At 65.4% G+C, this 17,987-nt stretch carries 14 protein-coding genes and 4 pseudogenes; 8 read left to right on the top strand and 10 right to left on the bottom strand.

Annotated elements, in window-relative coordinates; all coding sequences use genetic code 11:
* Positions 1-355: 355 nt before the first annotated feature.
* From groL to BAY1663_RS18670, 4 genes and pseudogenes are all read right to left on the bottom strand, one after another.
* Positions 356-1,996 (bottom strand): chaperonin GroEL, encoded by a 1,641-nt coding sequence (gene groL, locus BAY1663_RS18685; RefSeq protein WP_037043628.1) that lies wholly within the window; start codon positions 1,994-1,996, stop codon positions 356-358.
* Positions 1,997-2,043: 47 nt separating this feature from the next.
* Positions 2,044-2,337: a co-chaperone GroES gene (locus BAY1663_RS18680; RefSeq protein WP_037043626.1), complete on the bottom strand. Its 294-nt coding sequence runs from the start codon at positions 2,335-2,337 to the stop codon at positions 2,044-2,046.
* A 247-nt stretch (positions 2,338-2,584) separates the two neighbouring features.
* A pseudogene (locus BAY1663_RS18675) lies at positions 2,585-3,044 on the bottom strand (FxsA family protein).
* A gap of 136 nt (positions 3,045-3,180) precedes the next feature.
* Complete coding sequence (locus BAY1663_RS18670) at positions 3,181-3,888, bottom strand: HugZ family protein (RefSeq protein ID WP_037043623.1); 708 nt, start codon at positions 3,886-3,888, stop codon at positions 3,181-3,183.
* Positions 3,889-3,992: 104 nt separating this feature from the next.
* Here BAY1663_RS18670 and BAY1663_RS18665 point away from each other — a divergent pair, with 104 nt between their 5' ends.
* Positions 3,993-4,751 (top strand): SDR family oxidoreductase, encoded by a 759-nt coding sequence (locus BAY1663_RS18665; protein WP_037043621.1) that lies wholly within the window; start codon positions 3,993-3,995, stop codon positions 4,749-4,751.
* 185 nt (positions 4,752-4,936) lie between these two features.
* On the opposite strand, the gene BAY1663_RS18660 is transcribed toward BAY1663_RS18665, so the two are convergent.
* Positions 4,937-5,941 (bottom strand): DUF481 domain-containing protein, encoded by a 1,005-nt coding sequence (locus tag BAY1663_RS18660; protein ID WP_037043618.1) that lies wholly within the window; start codon positions 5,939-5,941, stop codon positions 4,937-4,939.
* Between the two features lie 138 nt (positions 5,942-6,079).
* Between BAY1663_RS18660 and BAY1663_RS18655 the strand changes: the two are divergent.
* Both BAY1663_RS18655 and BAY1663_RS18650 read left to right on the top strand, forming a co-directional pair.
* Positions 6,080-6,438, top strand: a pseudogene (locus tag BAY1663_RS18655) (MGMT family protein).
* A gap of 39 nt (positions 6,439-6,477) precedes the next feature.
* Positions 6,478-8,176, top strand: a pseudogene (locus BAY1663_RS18650) (AmpG family muropeptide MFS transporter).
* A gap of 45 nt (positions 8,177-8,221) precedes the next feature.
* On the opposite strand, the gene BAY1663_RS18645 reads toward BAY1663_RS18650, so the two are convergent.
* Both BAY1663_RS18645 and BAY1663_RS18640 read right to left on the bottom strand, forming a co-directional pair.
* A complete protein-coding gene (locus BAY1663_RS18645) occupies positions 8,222-9,046 on the bottom strand; it encodes a mechanosensitive ion channel family protein (protein ID WP_037043617.1) in 825 nt (274 codons plus the stop codon).
* A gap of 90 nt (positions 9,047-9,136) precedes the next feature.
* Positions 9,137-9,616, bottom strand: a complete 480-nt coding sequence (locus tag BAY1663_RS18640) for a YajQ family cyclic di-GMP-binding protein (RefSeq protein ID WP_037043615.1) — start codon at positions 9,614-9,616, stop codon at positions 9,137-9,139.
* Between the two features lie 162 nt (positions 9,617-9,778).
* On the opposite strand from BAY1663_RS18640, the gene BAY1663_RS18635 reads away from it, so the two are divergent.
* From BAY1663_RS18635 to BAY1663_RS18615, 5 genes are read left to right on the top strand one after another with little or no spacing between them, the layout of a single operon-like run.
* Entirely contained in the window at positions 9,779-10,744 is a 966-nt protein-coding gene (locus BAY1663_RS18635) for a response regulator (protein ID WP_037043613.1), read from the top strand.
* Between the two features lie 4 nt (positions 10,745-10,748).
* Positions 10,749-11,660, top strand: coding sequence for a putative 2-dehydropantoate 2-reductase (locus tag BAY1663_RS18630; protein ID WP_037043610.1), 912 nt, complete (start codon positions 10,749-10,751; stop codon positions 11,658-11,660).
* Between the two features lie 45 nt (positions 11,661-11,705).
* Positions 11,706-13,721, top strand: a complete 2,016-nt coding sequence (locus tag BAY1663_RS18625) for a HAMP domain-containing sensor histidine kinase (protein WP_037043630.1) — start codon at positions 11,706-11,708, stop codon at positions 13,719-13,721.
* A gap of 15 nt (positions 13,722-13,736) precedes the next feature.
* Positions 13,737-14,324, top strand: a complete 588-nt coding sequence (locus tag BAY1663_RS18620; protein ID WP_037043607.1) for a cob(I)yrinic acid a,c-diamide adenosyltransferase — start codon at positions 13,737-13,739, stop codon at positions 14,322-14,324.
* Positions 14,317-15,345, top strand: coding sequence for a hypothetical protein (locus BAY1663_RS18615; protein WP_037043605.1), 1,029 nt, complete (start codon positions 14,317-14,319; stop codon positions 15,343-15,345). The genes BAY1663_RS18620 and BAY1663_RS18615 overlap by 8 nt, the downstream gene beginning before the upstream one ends.
* 31 nt (positions 15,346-15,376) lie before the next feature.
* On the opposite strand, the gene BAY1663_RS18610 is transcribed toward BAY1663_RS18615, so the two are convergent.
* The 3 genes and pseudogenes from BAY1663_RS18610 to BAY1663_RS18600 form a co-directional block, all read right to left on the bottom strand.
* The gene (locus BAY1663_RS18610) at positions 15,377-16,156 is read right to left on the bottom strand and encodes a S9 family peptidase (RefSeq protein WP_037043602.1); all 780 of its coding nucleotides are present in this window, start codon (positions 16,154-16,156) and stop codon (positions 15,377-15,379) included.
* A pseudogene (locus BAY1663_RS18605) lies at positions 16,143-17,263 on the bottom strand (DUF3182 family protein). The gene BAY1663_RS18610 and the pseudogene BAY1663_RS18605 overlap by 14 nt, the downstream one beginning before the upstream one ends.
* A 351-nt stretch (positions 17,264-17,614) precedes the next feature.
* A partial coding sequence (locus tag BAY1663_RS18600) for an FAD-dependent oxidoreductase (protein WP_037040830.1) occupies positions 17,615-17,987 on the bottom strand: 373 nt, incomplete at its 5' end.

Below are 17,987 nucleotides of genomic sequence, written 5' to 3'. Positions count from 1 at the left end.
TCGGAACGAGGGAAGTCTGGCCGCGTAGCGGACAGACCCGGATGTCGGGTGCCCTTCTTCTTTGGTTACTTTCTCGGCGAGCAACAAGATACGGAGCATAGCGGAGTAACAGCCGCAGGCTGGCCCGAAGGGCGAGCGAAGCGAGTCAAGTGACTCGGCCGGGGGGCCGAAACCAGAAGTGTCAGCACACTCGGTAAGCGCCCTGATCACCGAGGCGCAAGCCCAAACCAAATGGTGGCAACACCCAATCTTGCCAGTCCGGTGTCAATCCTTGCTTCTCCAAGAAAGCGCGATGAACCTAAAAAAAACCCCGCACGAGGCGGGGTTCTTTTTCGAGGCTGGGAGGCCGGTCGGCTTACATCATGCCACCCATGCCACCCATGCCGCCCATGTCCGGCATGGCCGGGGCCGGCTTGTCTTCCACCACTTCGGCAACCATGGCTTCGGTGGTGACCATCAGGCCGCCGATGGAGGCTGCAGCCTGCAGCGCGGAACGGGTGACCTTGGCCGGATCGAGGATACCCATCTCGATCATGTCGCCGTAGACGTCGGAAGCGGCGTTGAAGCCGTAGTTGCCTTCGCCCTGCTTGACCTTGTCGACCACCACGCTCGGCTCGCCGCCGGCGTTGGCGACGATCTGGCGCAGCGGAGCCTCGACGGCGCGACGCAGCAGCGCGATACCGACGTTCTGGTCTTCGTTCTCGCCCTTGAGCTCGGAGATGGCCTGCAGCGCGCGCACCAGGGCGACACCGCCGCCAGGTACCACGCCTTCTTCGACGGCTGCACGGGTGGCGTGCAGGGCGTCTTCGACGCGGGCCTTCTTCTCTTTCATCTCGACTTCGGTGCCGGCACCGACCTTGATCACGGCCACACCGCCGGCCAGCTTGGCCAGGCGCTCTTGCAGCTTCTCCTTGTCGTAGTCGGAGGTGGTGTCCTCGACCTGCTTGCGGATCTGCGCGACGCGGGCTTCGATGTCGGCCTGGGCGCCGGCGCCGTCGATGATGGTGGTGTTTTCCTTGTTCAGCACGACGCGCTTGGCGTTACCCAGGTGCTCCAGGGTAGCGGTTTCCAGGCTCAGGCCGACCTCTTCGGAAATCACGGTACCGCCGGTGAGGATGGCGATGTCCTGCAGCATGGCCTTGCGGCGGTCGCCGAAGCCCGGCGCCTTGACCGCGGCGACCTTGACGATGCCGCGCATGTTGTTGACCACCAGGGTAGCCAGGGCTTCGCCTTCGACGTCCTCGGCCACGATCAGCAGCGGACGGCCGGCCTTGGCGACGGCTTCGAGCACCGGCAGCAGTTCGCGAATGTTGCTGATCTTCTTGTCGACCAGCAGCAGCAGCGGGCTGTCCAGCTCGGCGACCATGGTGTCCGGCTTGTTGATGAAGTACGGCGACAGGTAGCCACGGTCGAACTGCATGCCTTCGACGACGGACAGTTCGTTTTCCAGGCCCGAGCCTTCCTCGACGGTGATCACGCCTTCCTTGCCCACGCGCTCCATGGCTTCGGCGATGATGTCACCGATGGAGGCGTCGGAGTTGGCGGAGATGGTGCCGACCTGGGCGATGGCCTTGGAGTCGGTGCACGGCTTGGCCAGGTTCTTCAGCTCGGCGACGATGGCGATGGTGGCCTTGTCGATGCCACGCTTGAGGTCCATCGGGTTCATGCCAGCGGCAACGGCCTTCAGGCCTTCGTTGACGATGGCCTGGGCCAGTACGGTGGCGGTGGTGGTGCCGTCACCAGCCTCGTCGTTGGCCTTGGACGCGACATCCTTGACCAGCTGCGCGCCCATGTTCTCGAAGCGATCCTTCAGCTCGATTTCCTTGGCGACGGAAACGCCGTCCTTGGTGATGGTCGGAGCGCCGAAGCTCTTTTCCAGCACCACGTTGCGGCCTTTCGGGCCGAGGGTCGCTTTCACCGCGTCGGCCAGGACGTTCACGCCCACCAGCATCTTCTTGCGTGCGGAGTCGCCGAATTTGACTTCTTTAGCAGCCATGTTGATTGATCCTCAATTCGTGAATTATGTACGGAGATTCGCGGTAATCAGGCTTCGATGACGGCGAGGATTTCGTTCTCGCTCATCACCAGCAGGTCTTCGCCATCGACCTTGACGGTGTTGCTGCCCGAGTACGGGCCGAACACCACCTTGTCGCCGACCTTGACGGCCAGCGCGCGCACTTCGCCGCTGTCCAGGACGCGGCCAGCGCCGACGGCAACGACTTCGCCACGGTTCGGCTTCTCGGCAGCGGAGCCCGGCAGGACGATGCCGCCGGCGGTCTTGGTTTCTTCTTCGCTGCGACGAATCACGACGCGGTCATGCAGAGGACGAAGCTTCATTGTCGATCTCTCCTACTAGAGTGGTTCCATGCCGATCCACGTGATCGGCGGGTTAGCAAATCCGGCGGTGCCGGTTGCGGCCCGCTACGCGAGCCGCAGAAGACGGACTGTCGAACAACGACAGCGACCTTGCGGTGTCCGCTACATGCGGGCGTTCAAGAGCATTTCAAGGGGCGCCGATGAAATTTTCATGGCTGGAAACGAAACCGGCATGCCTGCTGGCATGCCGGTCGGTCGTGCGGTGACGTTACCGATCACGGTCGCGCCGCTCCCATTCGCCTTCGATCACGTTCGGTCGCTGCGGGCCGGAACGCGCCTGCAGGTCGTCGGCGAAGGCGCGCTGACGGCGCACCTGCGCCTCGATCCGCCGATTGAGCGCACGCAGCAGCAGGTTGCGGGTCGGCGGGAAGAGCACGAGCAGCGCCAGCCCGTCGCTGATGAAGCCCGGCAGGAACAGCAGCCCGCCCGCCGATGGCCATCATCAGGCCCTGCAGCATCTCGCGCTCCGGCAGCTCGCCACGGGCCAGGCGCTCGCGGGCGCGCCAGGCGGTGGCGAAGCCGGCCAGGCGCAGCAGGAGGATGCCGGCGATGCCGCCGAGCACCAGCAGCAGGATGGTCGCCAGCGCGCCGATCGAGCCGCCGACCTTGATCAGCACGTACAGCTCGGCCAGCGGAAACAACAGAAACAGCACAAAGAAGATTCGCATCGATGATCCTTGACGGAAGATTGGCTTCCAGTCACCTGTAGATGACGGCGGTGCGAGTCGAATTCAACCCGTACGAACCGGAGTCTGTAAGCGGATTATGCAGGGCGCGGCTGACGCCAGGCTGAATGCGCCCGGCTCAGCGACGCGCCATCGCCACCAACGCCTGGCGCACCGCCAGTGGCGTCTGGCAGGTGTCGGCGAACGGCAGCCAGTGCAGCGCCTGGCCGATGCGCAGATGGAAGCCCTCGCTGTCGATGCCGGCCAGCTGCGCCGGCGGATCGGCCGGCAACCCGGCCTGTTCGACGTAGTGGGCGATCGCCGCGGCATGGTCGTTGTTCATGTGCTCGACCATGTCCCGCTCCACCTCGCCACCATCGGCAGCGAAGGGGTTGGCCAGCGCCACCCGGTCCAGCCAGTGAATCGCACCGAAGCCGCCGATATAGCGCCAGCGCACCGGCTCCAGGGTCCAGAAATCGAAGTCGTGCACCCGATGATAGTCCCGTGATTCGGGAAAATAACGGTAGTAGCGCCGAGCGGCCGCCTCGATCTCGGCCGGCTCGCTCAACTGGCGCGCCTCGGCCAGCAGGGTGAGCCGGCCGGCGGCCTGGATATCGTCGGCACCGCGCTCGCCGACCAGCAGCGAGCAACGGCCGTCGGCCTTGAGGTTGCGGGTGTGCTGGGCGATGCGGCTGATCAGGATCAACGGCCATCCGCGGGCATCCAGGCAATAGGGGGCCACCGAACCGAACGGAAAGCCGGGCATGGCCTGGGAATGGGTGCAGAGCACGCCACGGTATTCCTTGAGCAGGAGTTGTCGGGCATGCTTGACGGCTTCAGCGCTCACCTGGGGCTCCTCGAGAGGCTTCTTCGATTCGACGGAGCGCCCAGCATAACGGTTTCCCCCGCGGGCGTCGTTTACCGCAATAGAACGATAAGAAGGAGATGGGCATGCAGATCCAAGACAAGGTCATCATCGTCACCGGCGGCGGCCAGGGGCTCGGCCGCGCCATGGGCGAGTACCTCGCCGGCAAGGGCGCACGCCTGGCGCTGGTGGACCTGAACCAGGAGCGCCTGGACGAAGCCGTGGCGGCCTGCAAGGCGGCCGGTGGCGACGCCCGCGCCTACCTGTGCAACGTCGCCGACGAGGCGCAGGTGATCGACATGGTCACACGCGTAGTCGAGGATTTCGGCGGCCTGCACGGGCTGGTGAACAATGCCGGCATCCTGCGCGACGGCCTGCTGCTGAAGGTCAAGGACGGCGAGATCAGCAAGATGAGCCTGGCCCAGTGGCAGGCGGTGATCGACGTCAACCTCACCGGCGTGTTCCTCTGTACCCGTGAAGTCGCAGCGAAGATGGTCGAGCTGCAGAGCCAGGGGGTGATCGTCAACATTTCTTCGATCTCGCGTGCCGGCAACATGGGCCAGACCAACTACTCCGCCGCCAAGGCCGGAGTGGCCTCGGCCACGGTGGTCTGGGCCAAGGAACTGGCGCGCTACGGCATCCGCGTGGCGGGAATCGCACCCGGCTTCATCGAGACCGAAATGGTCGCCAGCATGAAGCCCGAAGCGCTGGAGAAGATGACCGCCGGCATTCCGCTCAGGCGCATGGGCAAGCCGGCCGAGATCGCTCACTCGGTGGCCTATATCTTCGAGAACGACTACTACACCGGGCGCATCCTGGAGCTGGACGGCGGCCTGCGGCTGTAAAGCTCGATATGAGGTAGGTTGGGTTGAGCCAGCGAAGCCCAACGGGGATCGGCAGGAACGTGTTGGGCTTCATCGCTTCGCTCCTCAACCAACCTACGGCACTGCGGCGACAAGCTCCAAGCCATAAGAGGAGCCCGATCCGCCTCCTCTTGCAGCTTGAAGCTTGCGGCTTGCAGCTGCTTTTTTTACCAGCCCACCCCGAAGCCGATGCTGTAGCGGGTTTCGTCGAGGTCGCTTTCGGCGCCACTGATGATGTCCTTTTCGGCCTTCATGTTCAGCGAGGCCCAGTCGGTCACCTTGTAGCGCAGCCCGACTTCGGCATCCAGTGCATAGTCCGCCACGTTCTCCAGCGGCTTGCCGAGTTCGCCGGTGCTGAACAGTTCGAACGTCTTGCCCACCAGATAGCGGTTGTAGTCCCACTTCAGCGCGGCCAGATAGAAATCTTCCTTGTCACCATCGGCGAACTCGTAGTCGCTGCGGTTGATCAGCGAGGCCAGCGAGAACGCACCCAGATCGTTGTCCCAGAACTGGTAACCCGGACCGGTACCGATGGTCCGCTGCCGGCGCACGTCCTCGATCTGGTCGCGCTTGTAGTTCAGACGCCCCTGCCAGAACCAGTGCTCGTCGAGAAAGCGGTCGAGCGCATACTCCACGTCCCAGTTGTCGGTGACCGTCACGCCATCGCGGTATTCGCGGTTGTAGTTGCCGCTGCCGTTGTGCCGCCAGCGCCCGTGGCGGGCCTTGGTGTCGAAGGAAATGTCGTAGTCGTCGGTATCGGTCTCGGCGCGCTTGTAATCCATCGCCACATCGATGTTGCCTTTCCAGGTGAAGTCCTGGATCAGCGGCTTGGGATGGATGATCTGCGAAATGCTCGCCAGCTCCACGGTGCGCGGTTCGGCACCATTGGCGAGGACGACCTTGCCCTCCTCGGCGGGGTGCAGCGACTGGGCCAGCTCGCCGGTGACATCGTCCTGCTTGATCAGCAGTTTCTGGTCGCTTTCCAAGGTCGCGATCTTGTCCCATTTCAGCGGAATCGAACCGCCGTAGTCGGTTTCGATGAGCAGCTTGCCACCATCGAGCACGCTGATCTTGCCGGTCAGGCGATCGCCGTTCTTTAGCCAGACGGTATCGGCGAGCAACGGCAGGGAGAATGCGGAAAGCGCCACGCAAAGCAGGGTTCTGGAAAACATAAATGAGCCGAAAAACTGATCGAGAGCGGTTGAAAGGCTGGCATTATCCCTATGCTTGTAGTCACAGCAAGCACTGACCGCTGAATGGGAAGCGAGTTCATCAACCACTCCGTTCGCCCCGCACAGGAAGCCTCGCGCATGATCGAACAAGCCCCTCTGCTGCCCCCCGGCGCCGATGCCGAAGCGCGTCGCGCGGCCGTCTACCTGGTGATGGCGCAGATCCCGCCAGGCAAGGTGGTGAGCTATGGCGAACTGGCCGCCATGGCCGGGCTCGGGCGGGCCGCGCGCTGGGTTGGCCGGCTGATGTCGCAGCTTCCGGACGACACCAGCCTGCCCTGCACCGGGTGATCGCCGCCGGCGGACGCCTGAGCCTGCCGGCCGGCAGCCCCGCCGGGCACGAGCAGCGCATGCGCCTGCGCGCCGAAGGCCTGACCATCGCCAACGACCGGGTGGACATGCGTCGGCACGGCTGGCATTCGACGGAGCACAGCGGTTAGAGTGCGCCTTTCGTACCCCTCTGTGCAGAACCTCGATGTATGACCCGTGAAACCTGGCGCGATGCGCTAGCCGCCTACGCCAGCCCCGCCACACTGGCCCTGCTGTTGCTGGGCTTCGCCGCCGGTCTCCCCGCTGTTCTGGTGTTCTCCACGCTCTCGGTGTGGTTGCGCGAGGCCGGCGTCTCGCGGGAAACCATTGGCTTCGCCAGCTGGATCAGCCTGGCCTATGCCTTCAAGTGGGTCTGGTCGCCGATGCTCGACCAGTGGCGCCTGCCCTGGATCGGCGCGCTCGGACGCCGACGTTCCTGGCTGGTGCTGTCGCAGGCGCTGATCGCCCTGGGCCTGATCGGCATGGCCCTGTGCAATCCACAGCACAACCTGACCATGCTCATCGCGCTGGCGGTGATGGTGGCGTTTTCCTCCGCCACCCAGGACATCGCCATCGACGCCTATCGCCTGGAGATCGCCGAAGACAAACTGCAGGCGACCCTGGCGGCGAGCTACATGACCGGCTATCGCATCGCCATGCTGCTGGCCAGCGCCGGCGCCTGTTTCTCGCCGAGTGGCTGGGTTCGAGCAACCTCGACTACAACCAGGCCGCCTGGAGCGTCACCTACCTGGCATTCGCCCTGCTGATCCTGCCCGGCCTGGTCACCAGCCTGGCGATCCGCGAACCGGATGCCGCCGCGCCGCTGCCCAACGAACCCTCGTGCTACAGCTTCAACCACCAGCTCGCCGCCGTCGGCCTGCTGCTGGTGCTGCTCGTCTCGGTACCGGCGATGATCAACGCGCTGATCGCTCAGGCCTGGCCGCGCGCGACGCTGTATGCGCTGTTCATTCTCGGCAGCGTTTCGCCGGTGGGCCGTGCGCTGCTGGTGCCGGTGCGCCATATCCTCGGCCAGGCCGGGCAGAAGCAGCGGCCGCCGCGTTTCGACTTCGCCCACCAGGCGGTGTCGGTGATCGTGCTGATCATCCTGATGGTTTCGACCACCGGCATGTTCCAGTCCTACTGGGGCGGCTACTGGCCGCGCGGCACCATGTACCTGCTGATCTGCTGGGGCTGCCTGTCGGCGCCGGGGCGCATCCTGATGGGCCCGGTGCTGACGCCGATCACCGACTTCATCGTTCGCTATCGCTGGCAGGCACTGCTGCTGCTCGGCTGATCGCCACCTACCGGATGTCGGACACGGTGATGGGGGTGATGGCCAACGTGTTCTACATCGACCAGGGTTTTTCCAAGGACGAGATCGCCAGCGTCAGCAAGCTGTTCGGCTTGATCATGACGTTGCTCGGCGCCGCCTTCGGCGGCCTGCTGATCGTGCGCTTCAACATCCTGCCGATCCTTTTCCTCGGTGGTGCCGCCTCGGCGGCCACCAACCTGATGTTCATGCTGCTGGTGGAAATGGGCGCGAACCTGAAGATGCTCATCGTCACCATTTCCTGCGACAACTTCAGCGGTGGGCTGGCCTCGACCGCCTTCGTCGCCTACCTGTCCAGCCTGACCAACCTGAAGTTCTCGGCTACCCAGTATGCGTTGCTCAGCTCGCTGATGCTGCTGTTGCCGCGCCTGCTCGGCGGCTATTCCGGGGTGATGGTGGAGCATCTGGGCTACAGCAATTTCTTCCTGGTCACCGCCCTGCTCGGCGTGCCGACGCTGGTGCTGATCGCCTGGCAGTGGCGCAAGGGCGGTCGACAATCGGATGGCCCCGGCACCGAAGTCGCCTCCGAGCGGCCCTGAAACGACAAAGCCGGCTACACGCCGGCTTTGTCGTCGCAACGATGATCAGCTCTGTACCAGATGCACCACCCGTTGCGGGAACGGGATACCGACGCCCGCGGCGGTCAGCCGCTCCTTGGCCTGCTCGGTGAAGCTGAAGGTCACCGGCCAGAAATCCCCGGTCGCCACCCATACGCGCAACGACAGGTTCACCGCACTGTCGCCCAGCCCGGTGACGAACACCACCGGCTCGGGGTCGCGCAGCACGCGCGGGTCTTCGGCGATCTCCAGCAGGATCTTGCGCGCCAGCTTGATGTCGCTGCCGTAGTCGATGCCGACATTGATGTCGGCACGGCGGCGCGGCTCGCGGGAAAAATTGGTGATGTGCCCGTTGGACAACGCGCCGTTGGGCACGATCACGGTCTTGTTGTCGCCGGTCTTGAGGACCGTGTGGAAGATCTGGATCGAGGCGACCGTCCCGCTGACGCCCTGGGCCTCGATCCACTCGCCGATACGGAACGGACGGAACAGCAGAATCAGCACGCCACCGGCGAAGTTCGCCAGGCTGCCCTGCAGCGCCAGGCCGATGGCCAGGCCGGCGGCACCGATCACGGCGATGAACGAGGTGGTTTCCACACCGATCATCGAGGCCACGCTGACCAGCAGCAGCACCTTGAGAATGATGCTGGCCAGGCTGCCGATGAAACCGTGCAGCGTCGGGTCGACCTGGCGGCGCTGCAGCAGGCCGCCGACCTTGGTGGTCAGCAGATTGATCAGCCACCAGCCGAGCAGCAGGGTGATCAGTGCAAGAGTCACCTGCGCGCCGTACTGCAATACGATCGGCAACCAGGATTCGGAAAGTTCGACCAGCGAGTCGGTGCTGAAGTCCATGAGAAGAAGCTCCTTTTTTTGACAGCCGGGCCCCACAGTGCGAGCCCCGGCGATAGAGGGGATGAAACGCACGCCCTAAGGCGCAGTGAATCAGTCGCGGAAGTTGTTGAACTGCAAGGGCATGCCGAATTCATGGCCGCGCAGCAGGGCGATGGCCTCCTGCAGGTCGTCACGCTTCTTGCCGGTGACCCGTACCTGCTCGCCCTGGATGGCCGCCTGCACCTTGAGTTTGGCGTCCTTGATGTGGGCGACGATCTTCTTCGCCAGCTCCTTGTCGATCCCCTCGCGCAGCACCACTTCCTGCTTCATGGTCTTGCCGGAGGCGTAGGCGTCCTTGATCTCCAGGCACTGGATATCGATCTTTCGCTTGACCAGGCTCAATTTGAGAATTTCCAGCATCTGCTCCAATTGGAACTCGGCTTCAGCCGTCACATTCACGGTGAGATCCTTCTGCTCGAAGCTACCTTTGCCGCGCAGGTCGTAACGGCGATCGAGTTCCTTGATCGCATTGTCGATCGCGTTAGTGACTTCGTGCTTGTCCAGTTCGGACACCACGTCGAACGAGGGCATGGGTTTCCTCCATATGAAAGAAAGCGCGACTGGCGACAAGGGCTGAGCGCGCATGGCTTGACGGTTAAGAATGCGCGTTCATTATAACGATTCGACGTGCCAGTGCCCGCCCGACGGCAATGCGTGACAGGACGTCCACCCTTCAATTGATTGAGCTTGCCAATGCCCAACCCTCACCTGAGCATCCTGGTGGTCGATGACGCCAAGTTTTCCAGCGTCATGATCGGCCGCGCGCTGAGCAAAGCGGGCTATCAGGATATTCGCTTCGCCAGCAGCGCCGCAGACGCCCTGGCCCAGCACGCACAACGCCCCGCGCACGTACTGCTGGCGGACTGGCTGATGCCGGAAATGGACGGCCTGCAACTCACCGAACAGATACGCCGCCGTGATGCCCTGGGCGCCCATTACAGCTACATCATCCTGCTCACCGGGCGTGACAGCGAGACGGCCCTCGGCCAGGCGTTCGACCATGGCGTCGACGACTTCATCAGCAAGTCGGCGATGAACGAACAACTGCTCCCGCGCATTCTCGCCGCCAACCGCCTGTGCGCCTCGCTGCAGCGGCTGAAGCAGGAAAACCACCAACTGGCGGCCAGCGTCGCCAATCTCGAACAGAACAGCCTGCAGGACCCGCTCACCGGGCTGGGCAACATCCGCTACCTGCGCCAGCAACTGAGCGCCAGCCTGCGCCAGGTGCAGAGCCGGGGCACGGCACTGTGCTACCTGCAGGTCGGCCTGCCCGAAGCCCCCGCCCTGCGCGAGCGCTATGGCGACGACGTCTACGACGAACTGCTCTGTGCCGTCGCCAAGCGCCTGCAGCAGCTGGTCCGGCCACTGGATGTGGTGAGCCGGGTCGATGAAAACCACTTCGGCCTGCTGGCGCTGGTCGACGACCTCAAGGGCTGCTCGCCGAGCAGCTTCAAACGCCTCCACGAAGGCCTGAACCTCAAGGCATTCAAGACCAGCCAGGGGTTCATCTCGCTCAAGGCGGGCATCGGCCTGGTCAGCCTGGACGCCGACGCCCTGCCAACCGACCCGCAGGCGATCGTCGAACGCGCCACGGCCCTGCTGCCCAGCGCCTACAGCACCGGCCGCATCGCGCCGCTACGGCTGAAGCAGCCGGCCTGAACCGATGAGCTGGCACATCCTCGGCGCGGGCAGTCTCGGCAGCCTCTGGGCGGCGCGCCTGGCCCGCGCCGGCCTGCCGGTACGGCTGATCCTGCGCAACCCGCAGCGCCTGGCCCAGTACCGCAAGGCCGGCGGGCTCAGCCTGATCGAGGACGGCCAGCTCGGCCGCTACGCCATCCCGGCGGAACTGCCCGACGCACCGGGAGCCATCCAGCGCCTGCTGGTCGCCTGCAAGGCCTACGACGCCGAAGCCGCCATCGCCCAGGTGGCGGCACGATTCGCCCCGCGCTGCGAAATCCTCCTGCTGCAGAACGGTCTCGGCAGCCAGCAGGCCATCGCCGCCCGCTGGCCCCAGGCACGCTGCATCTTCGTCTCCAGCACCGAGGGCGCCTATCGCGAAGACGATTTCCGCGTGGTATTCGCCGGCCGCGGGCAGAACTGGCTGGGCGACCCGAGCGAGTCGACGCCGCCGAGCTGGCTGGCCGAGCTGGACCAGGCGGGAATCGCGCAAAGCTGGAGCGACGACATCCTCGCCCGGCTCTGGCGCAAACTGGCACTGAACTGCGCCATCAATCCGCTGACCGTATTGCACGACTGCCGCAACGGAGAGTTGCGCCAGCATCGCCCGCAGGTCACCGCACTCTGCGCGGAGCTCGCCGAACTGCTTGCCGCCAGCGGCCAGGCGGCGGCAGCGCAGGAGCTGGAAAGCGAGACATGGCGCGTCATCGAGGCGACAGGCGCCAACTATTCTTCCATGCATCAGGACGTCAGCCTCGGTCGACGCACGGAGATCCGCTACCTGCTCGGCCATGCCTGCGCGACCGCCGACGCGCTGGGCTTGCGGCTGCCGCGGTTGCGCGCGCTGCATGCACGGCTGCGCGCGCACCTGCGCCGGCACGGATTGCCCGAGGACTGAGGCACGGCTACCCTGCAGGAATCGTCCTGCCGTTCCATGCCCACCATGACTCTGCGCCAGCGCCTCGAAAACCTTCCGGTCGGCCGCAAACTGCTGCTCGCCCTGCTCGTCCTGCTCGCCGCCGTGCTGCTGGTGTCCAACCTGGCGTTCATCAGCGCGGCCTACTGGATTTCCCGGCAGAGCGTGGCACCCCAGGCCATGCACACCCTCGGCGAACTGTTCGCCACCGAGGAGCTCAGTGCGCGGGCGCTGGCCTCGCCGGAGTCGGCCAGCGCCCTGCTCGAGCGCCTGGACAACTACACGCCCCTGCGGGCGGCGGTGATCTATGACCGCGACGGCAACAGCCTGGCGCAGTTGCAGCAGGGCGACCGGCTACGCCTGCCCGGCCAGCTGAGCGAGGTGGTGCAGTGGCGCGCCGGTGAAATCCGCGCCAACCTGCTGGTCGAACTGCCCCAGCCGGACGGCCGCTCCGGGCACCTGCTGATGGTCGCCAGCAGCGAACTGCCCGGGGCCTTCTACACCGGCACGCTGACGGCGAGCCTGGCGATCCTGCTCGCCAGCCTGCTGCTCTGGGTACTGGTGGCGCGGCAGATCCGCCAACTGATCACGCGCCCGATCCGCGATCTGGAAGCCCTGTCGCGCCAGGTGACCCGTGAGGAGAACTACTCGCTGCGCGCCACACCGAAGAACCAGGACGAGATCGGCCGGCTGGCCGATGCCTTCAATACCATGCTGTCGCGCATGGAGGCGCGCGAGCAGCAGCTCAAGCGCGCCCGCGACGATGCCCAGGAGGCCTTCGATCACGCGCAGGGGCTGGCTGAGGAAACCCGCCACTCCAACCGCAAGCTGGAGCTGGAGGTGCAGGTACGCAGCAAGATCGAGCAGAAGCTCACCGGCTTTCAGAAATACCTCAACAACATCATCGACTCGATGCCCTCGGCACTGATCGCCCTCGACGAGCAGCTCTACGTCACCCAGTGGAACCAGGAAGCCACCGCCCTCTCCGGTACGCCGCTGGACGATGCGCTGAACCAACCGGTCTTCGTCGCCTTCGAGCCGCTCAAGCCGTTCCTCGCGCAGATCCGCCGCACCTCCGAGCACCATGAGGTGGAGAAGATCGAGCGCGTGACCTGGCACCGCCACGACGAGCCACGCCACTACGCCCTGACTTTCTATCCACTGACGGGCGCCGGCGGCCGCGGGGTGGTGATCCGCATCGACGACATCACCCAGCGCATCAACATGGAAGAAATAATGGTGCAGTCGGAAAAGATGCTCTCGGTCGGCAGCCTCGCTGCCGGCATGGCCCACGAGATCAACAACCCGCTCGGCGCCATCCTGCACAACGCGCAGAACATTCGCCGGCGCCTGTCGCCGGAACTGGAACGCAACCGCGAGGCCGCCGAGGAGACCGGGGTGCGCCTGGAGGCGGTCAACCAGTACCTGCATCGGCGCGAGGTGCCACAGCTGCTCGACGGCATCCAACAGGCCGGCTCGCGCGCGGCGAAGATCGTCAGCCACATGCTCAGCTTCAGCCGCATGAGCAATCGCCAGTTGGCCGACTGCCACCTGCCGCTGCTGATCGACCAGGCGCTGGAGATCGCCGGCAACGATTTCGCGCTGCTGGACAGCTTCGACTTCAGGGCCATCCACATCGTCCGCGAGTTCGATCCGCGCGTGGATCGGGTGCCCTGCATCGGCAACGAGCTCGAGCAGGTGCTGCTCAACCTGCTGAAGAACGCCGCCCAGGCCATCCACCACAACCAGGGCAAGGAACCCGGCCAGATCATCCTGCGCACCCGGCTGAACCCGCCGTGGGCGGAAATCCAGGTCGAGGACAACGGCGGCGGCATCCCGGAGCCCGTGCGCAAGCGCATTTTCGAGCCGTTCTTCACCACCAAGGAGGTCGGCCAGGGAACCGGACTGGGGCTTTCCGTTTCGTATTTCATCATCACCAACAATCACCAGGGCCAGATGGAAGTGCAGTGCCAGCCCGGCCACGGCTCCACCTTCACCCTGCGCCTGCCGCTGAACTCGCCCGCCGAGCCGGTCGAGGCCTGAACAAGGAAACCACCCATGGGCAACCGACTGTCGAAGATCTACACACGCACCGGCGATCGCGGCGAGACCGGCCTGGCCGACGGCCGCCGGGTCGCCAAGGACCATCCGCGCGTGGAGGCCATGGGCGAGGTCGATACGCTCAACAGCCAGCTCGGCCTGCTGCTCGCCGAACTGGCCGCCGAACAGGCGCAATGCCCGGGGCTGGGCGAACTGCTCGAAGTCCTCGGGCCGTGCCAGCACCGCCTGTTCGATCTCGGCGGCGAGTTGGCGATGCCCGCCTACCAGGCGCTGGACGAGGCGGAAATCAGCCGACTGGAGCAGGCCATCGATCGCTGGAACCAGGAGCTGGGGCCCCTGAAGGACTTCATCCTGCCCGGCGGCTCCCGGCTGATCGCCCTCGCCCACCTGTGCCGCAGCCTGACGCGCACCGCCGAACGGCGCTGCCAGCAGTTGAACGCCTGCGAGGCCGTGCGCCCGGTGTTGCTGGCCTACCTGAACCGGCTGTCCGACGCCTTGTTCGTCGCCGCCCGGCTGGTCGCGCGACGCCAAGGTTGCGCGGAAATCCTCTGGCAACCGGCGGCCACGGCCGATGCGGATGCCTGAACAGCCGCAAAGCAGGCAGGCACGCCGGCGCGATGGCGTGCATGCCGCCTGGGAAGGCTTCATCGTCCTGCTGGTCTGCCTGAACCTGGGGCTGATCCTGTTCGACAGCCTGTTCGTCCTGCAGCCCATCAACGACTTGCTGCTCCGCTGGCTGCCGCGCCTGCACGAGCGCTACGACCGCTACATCCACGTCCATTTCCAGTACATCGACCTGGGCTTCGTGGCGGTCTTCGTCCTCGACGTGCTGCTGGGCTGGACCGTCGCCCTGTTCGAGCGGCGCTACGCCCGCTGGTACTACTACCCCTTCGCCCACTGGTACGACGTGCTCGGCTGCATCCCGCTGGCGGGCTTGCGCTGGTTGCGGGCCTTGCGCATCGGCGCGCTGCTGGTCCGCCTGCAGCGCCTGGGCCTGATCGACATGCGCGGCTGGGCGGTCTACGGCTTGTTCAGCCGCTACTACTACCTGCTGATCGAGGAACTCGCCGACCGCGTGATGGTGCGCCTGTTCGGCCGCCTGCAGCAGGAGATCGGCGCCAGCGACGACCTTTCCCGACGCCTGCTGCAGGATGTGGTGCGACCGCGCAAGCAGCGCCTGCTGAACGATCTGTCGCGCCGCCTGCAAGGCATGCTGGAAACCGGCTACCGCGACAATCGCGGCGCCCTCGAAGGCTACGTCAGCCAGCTGATCCACCAGGCGCTCGCCGACAATCCGGAAATGCATGCCCTGCGGCGCCTGCCCCTGGGCAACCGCCTGGCCACGACCCTCGACGAGGCGCTCAGCGATATCGCCGCGCGCCTGCTGCAGGGCGCCGTCGACGGCTTGCGCGGCGCGCAGTTCCAGGCGCTGGCGAGCAACCTCGCCGACGAATTCTTCGAGGCCTGGGTCTACCAGGACGAGAATACCGACCTGGCGCTGGAGGAACTGCTGGTGGACGTCATCGAAGTTCTCAAGCAGCAGGTGCTCGATCGCCGCTGGAGCCGCTTCGTCGGCCCTACGCCACCGCCGACGCCGCCGACGTGAGCACGGGTATTTGGCATTGCGCTGGTCGGATCTACGAGCCGATGAGCGGCTCGCAACCGGCGGCGGTCTTATTGCCCAGGCGGGCGCCAATGATCATCTCGGTGGCCCAATTGACCAGGATCGAGGTATAGGCCTCCTGGCAGCGCTCACTGCTCAGGGCGTGGTCGGCACCGTCGATGATGCGGTGGGTCAGCGAATGGGTGCGCTGGAACGCGGCCCGGTAGCTCATGATGGTTTCATGGGGCACGAAACTGTCGTGCTCGGACTCGACGATCAGCACATCGCCATGGAACGCGGCGCAGGCGGCCAGGACCCGATTTTCCTCCGGCCTGACCCGGCTGCTGCGCAACCGGTTGAGCGCTTCGCGGTCCAGTTGGCGCTTGGGCAGGCTCCAGTCCTCGTCGAGATACAGGGCCGGTACCCTTAGCCCGAGCCACTTGACCGGCCGTAGCGAACTCAGGATCGCCGCCAGGTAGCCGCCATAGCTGGTGCCAACGACGGCGATGGCCGCCGGATCGATGTGCGGGTGCTCGGCCAACAGATCGTAGGCGGCCAGCAGATCGTTGAGATTCTGCTCACGGGTCACCGTCTCTTGCTGCGCACGGGTCAGCGCATGGCCGCGCAGGTCGAACGACAGGCAGATGCAGCCGAGCCCGGCGATTCCACGCGCGCGGCTCAGGTCACGCTGCTGGCTACCGCCCCAGCCGTGAACGAAGAGCACGCCTGGCATCTTCGGCGGCGGCGAGAGGAAGGTGCCGGCAATGTGTTCATCATCGACCAGGATGTCTACCGTCTCACTATGGGTTGCCATATTCCTCCACCATTACGTATTTGGTGATGAATCCAACCTCCGCGTCTTCATCGCGGTACAGCACGCAGGCGCCCTCGGGCGGGACCTGCCGTGGCCCATAGAGCTCTCGCGAAGAGGCGCGCACCGCCCGTCCCGGCACGCCCTTGGCGAAGGCTTCCAGCGCGGCAATCTCGGCGCTGCTGGCACCGCCGATGCGCCAGGACTGTTCGAGCACGCCGGAGCGGGGCTGGCCCCGGCCGTCGATGCCCTGGGCGATGTCGTAGTTGCGGCGCGACGCGAAGAACTGTCGATAACAGGTCGAAGCGGCCTGGTCATACACCTGCGCCTGGCTGACCGCCAGGCGCGTGGTCTCCGGCAGGTCCATCGCCAACAGCGCATCGAAATCGCCTTCGACCACCACCAGGTCCGAGCCGCCGTAGACCTCGTTGCCGGCGTTGTCGCGGGTCAGGCACTGCGTGCCGTGATAGCTGACCTGCCGCCCGCCGACCCGGATCTGGCCGACGCTGAAGGTCGTCACCCGCTCCAGATGTGCTTCCATGACCAGGCCGTACTGGGCCAGCTCCTGCTCGTCGAGGGCGAGCAATGCCAGGTCGAGCGCGTCGATATCGTCGATGCGCTGCTGGCCGCGCCCGCCGGTCGCGCGCACCGGCTTGATGCGCAGCGGCCCTTCATTGAGCAGGCGCCGACCCGCATCGCGCGCATCCTCCAGGCTGAAAGCGCTGTATCCGGCCAGCACGCTGCCCTTGACCTGCGCGCCGAAGTCACGTGACCAGCCCACCGGCGCCACGGCATCCGGGCGCACCAGCGGATGGGTGATCGCCTTGGTTTCGACGAACGCTTGCGGCACCACGCCGCCGAACAGATCGCCCTCTCCCAGCAGCCCCAGCGCATGCGCTTCCCGCACGCCCACGACGGTACCCGACGGCACGAGATACGGATGAATCTCATAACGACGTGCAGGATCGTATTCGCCGCCATAGTGCAGGCCCAACAATGCCGCCAGGCGCTCGGCCAGCGCCACATGGACGATTCGTTCATGCTGGGCTCATCGGCCCGATTGGCATAGGTCATCACGGCCCGACGCGGGCACGTATCCGCATTCATCATTCGTGGACAGCTCCATGGACTGCTCGAACATGTGCGCCAGCCGCCTGAAGACGGCTGCGCGCTCGCTTCCACCTGAACGGCAGGGCGCTGGCCCTGGCGGATCCGGTGTTCAGAAATAGACCCTGGACGGGGCACAACGATCCGTCACGAAGGTCATCGCCTCTATGCGACAAAGCCCAAAAGCATCGCCGCGAGGGCGCGCCGCTCACAAAAGCGCCTGTGCGCACTGAACCCTGTGGGGCGCCCTCGCGGCGACTGCAGGCCGCAGGCCGGCCGAAGCGCCAGACACAAAAAAAAGGAGCGGACTCGCATCCGCTCCCTTTCCAGGGGGTGCCGCTTCAGCAGCTGGCCTCAGGCCGGCGCCGACGTCCGGATCAGGTGATCGAAGGCGCTCAGCGAGGCCTTGGCTCCTTCGCCCATGGCGATGACGATCTGCTTGTACGGCACCGTGGTCACGTCGCCCGCGGCGAATACGCCGGGGAGGCTGGTCTGGCCCTTGGCGTCGACGATGATTTCGCCGTACGGGCTCAGTTCCACGCTGCCCTTGAGCCAGTCGCTGTTGGGCAGCAGGCCGATCTGCACGAAGATGCCTTCCAGTGCCACGCTGTGCATTTCATCCGTGGCGCGGTCCTTGTAGAGCAGGCCGGTGACTTTCTGCCCGTCTCCCTGGACTTCGGTGGTCTGCGCCATTTTCAGGATGGTGACGTTGGGCAGGCTCTGCAGC

The sequence above is a fragment of the Pseudomonas sp. BAY1663 genome (genome assembly GCF_000582595.1).
Taxonomy (GTDB): domain Bacteria; phylum Pseudomonadota; class Gammaproteobacteria; order Pseudomonadales; family Pseudomonadaceae; genus Stutzerimonas; species Stutzerimonas stutzeri_AF.
This window is presented reverse-complemented; position numbering and strand designations above follow the sequence as displayed.

Coding starts and splice junctions, on each gene's coding strand:
- groL (WP_037043628.1), bottom strand. CDS start 1,996: ATGGCTGCTAAAGAAGTCAAATTCGGCGACTCCGCACGCAAGAAGATG.
- BAY1663_RS18680 (WP_037043626.1), bottom strand. CDS start 2,337: ATGAAGCTTCGTCCTCTGCATGACCGCGTCGTGATTCGTCGCAGCGAA.
- BAY1663_RS18665 (WP_037043621.1), top strand. CDS start 3,993: ATGCAGATCCAAGACAAGGTCATCATCGTCACCGGCGGCGGCCAGGGG.
- BAY1663_RS18660 (WP_037043618.1), bottom strand. CDS start 5,941: ATGTTTTCCAGAACCCTGCTTTGCGTGGCGCTTTCCGCATTCTCCCTG.
- BAY1663_RS18645 (WP_037043617.1), bottom strand. CDS start 9,046: ATGGACTTCAGCACCGACTCGCTGGTCGAACTTTCCGAATCCTGGTTG.
- BAY1663_RS18640 (WP_037043615.1), bottom strand. CDS start 9,616: ATGCCCTCGTTCGACGTGGTGTCCGAACTGGACAAGCACGAAGTCACT.
- BAY1663_RS18635 (WP_037043613.1), top strand. CDS start 9,779: ATGCCCAACCCTCACCTGAGCATCCTGGTGGTCGATGACGCCAAGTTT.
- BAY1663_RS18630 (WP_037043610.1), top strand. CDS start 10,749: ATGAGCTGGCACATCCTCGGCGCGGGCAGTCTCGGCAGCCTCTGGGCG.
- BAY1663_RS18625 (WP_037043630.1), top strand. CDS start 11,706: ATGACTCTGCGCCAGCGCCTCGAAAACCTTCCGGTCGGCCGCAAACTG.
- BAY1663_RS18620 (WP_037043607.1), top strand. CDS start 13,737: ATGGGCAACCGACTGTCGAAGATCTACACACGCACCGGCGATCGCGGC.
- BAY1663_RS18615 (WP_037043605.1), top strand. CDS start 14,317: ATGCCTGAACAGCCGCAAAGCAGGCAGGCACGCCGGCGCGATGGCGTG.
- BAY1663_RS18610 (WP_037043602.1), bottom strand. CDS start 16,156: ATGGCAACCCATAGTGAGACGGTAGACATCCTGGTCGATGATGAACAC.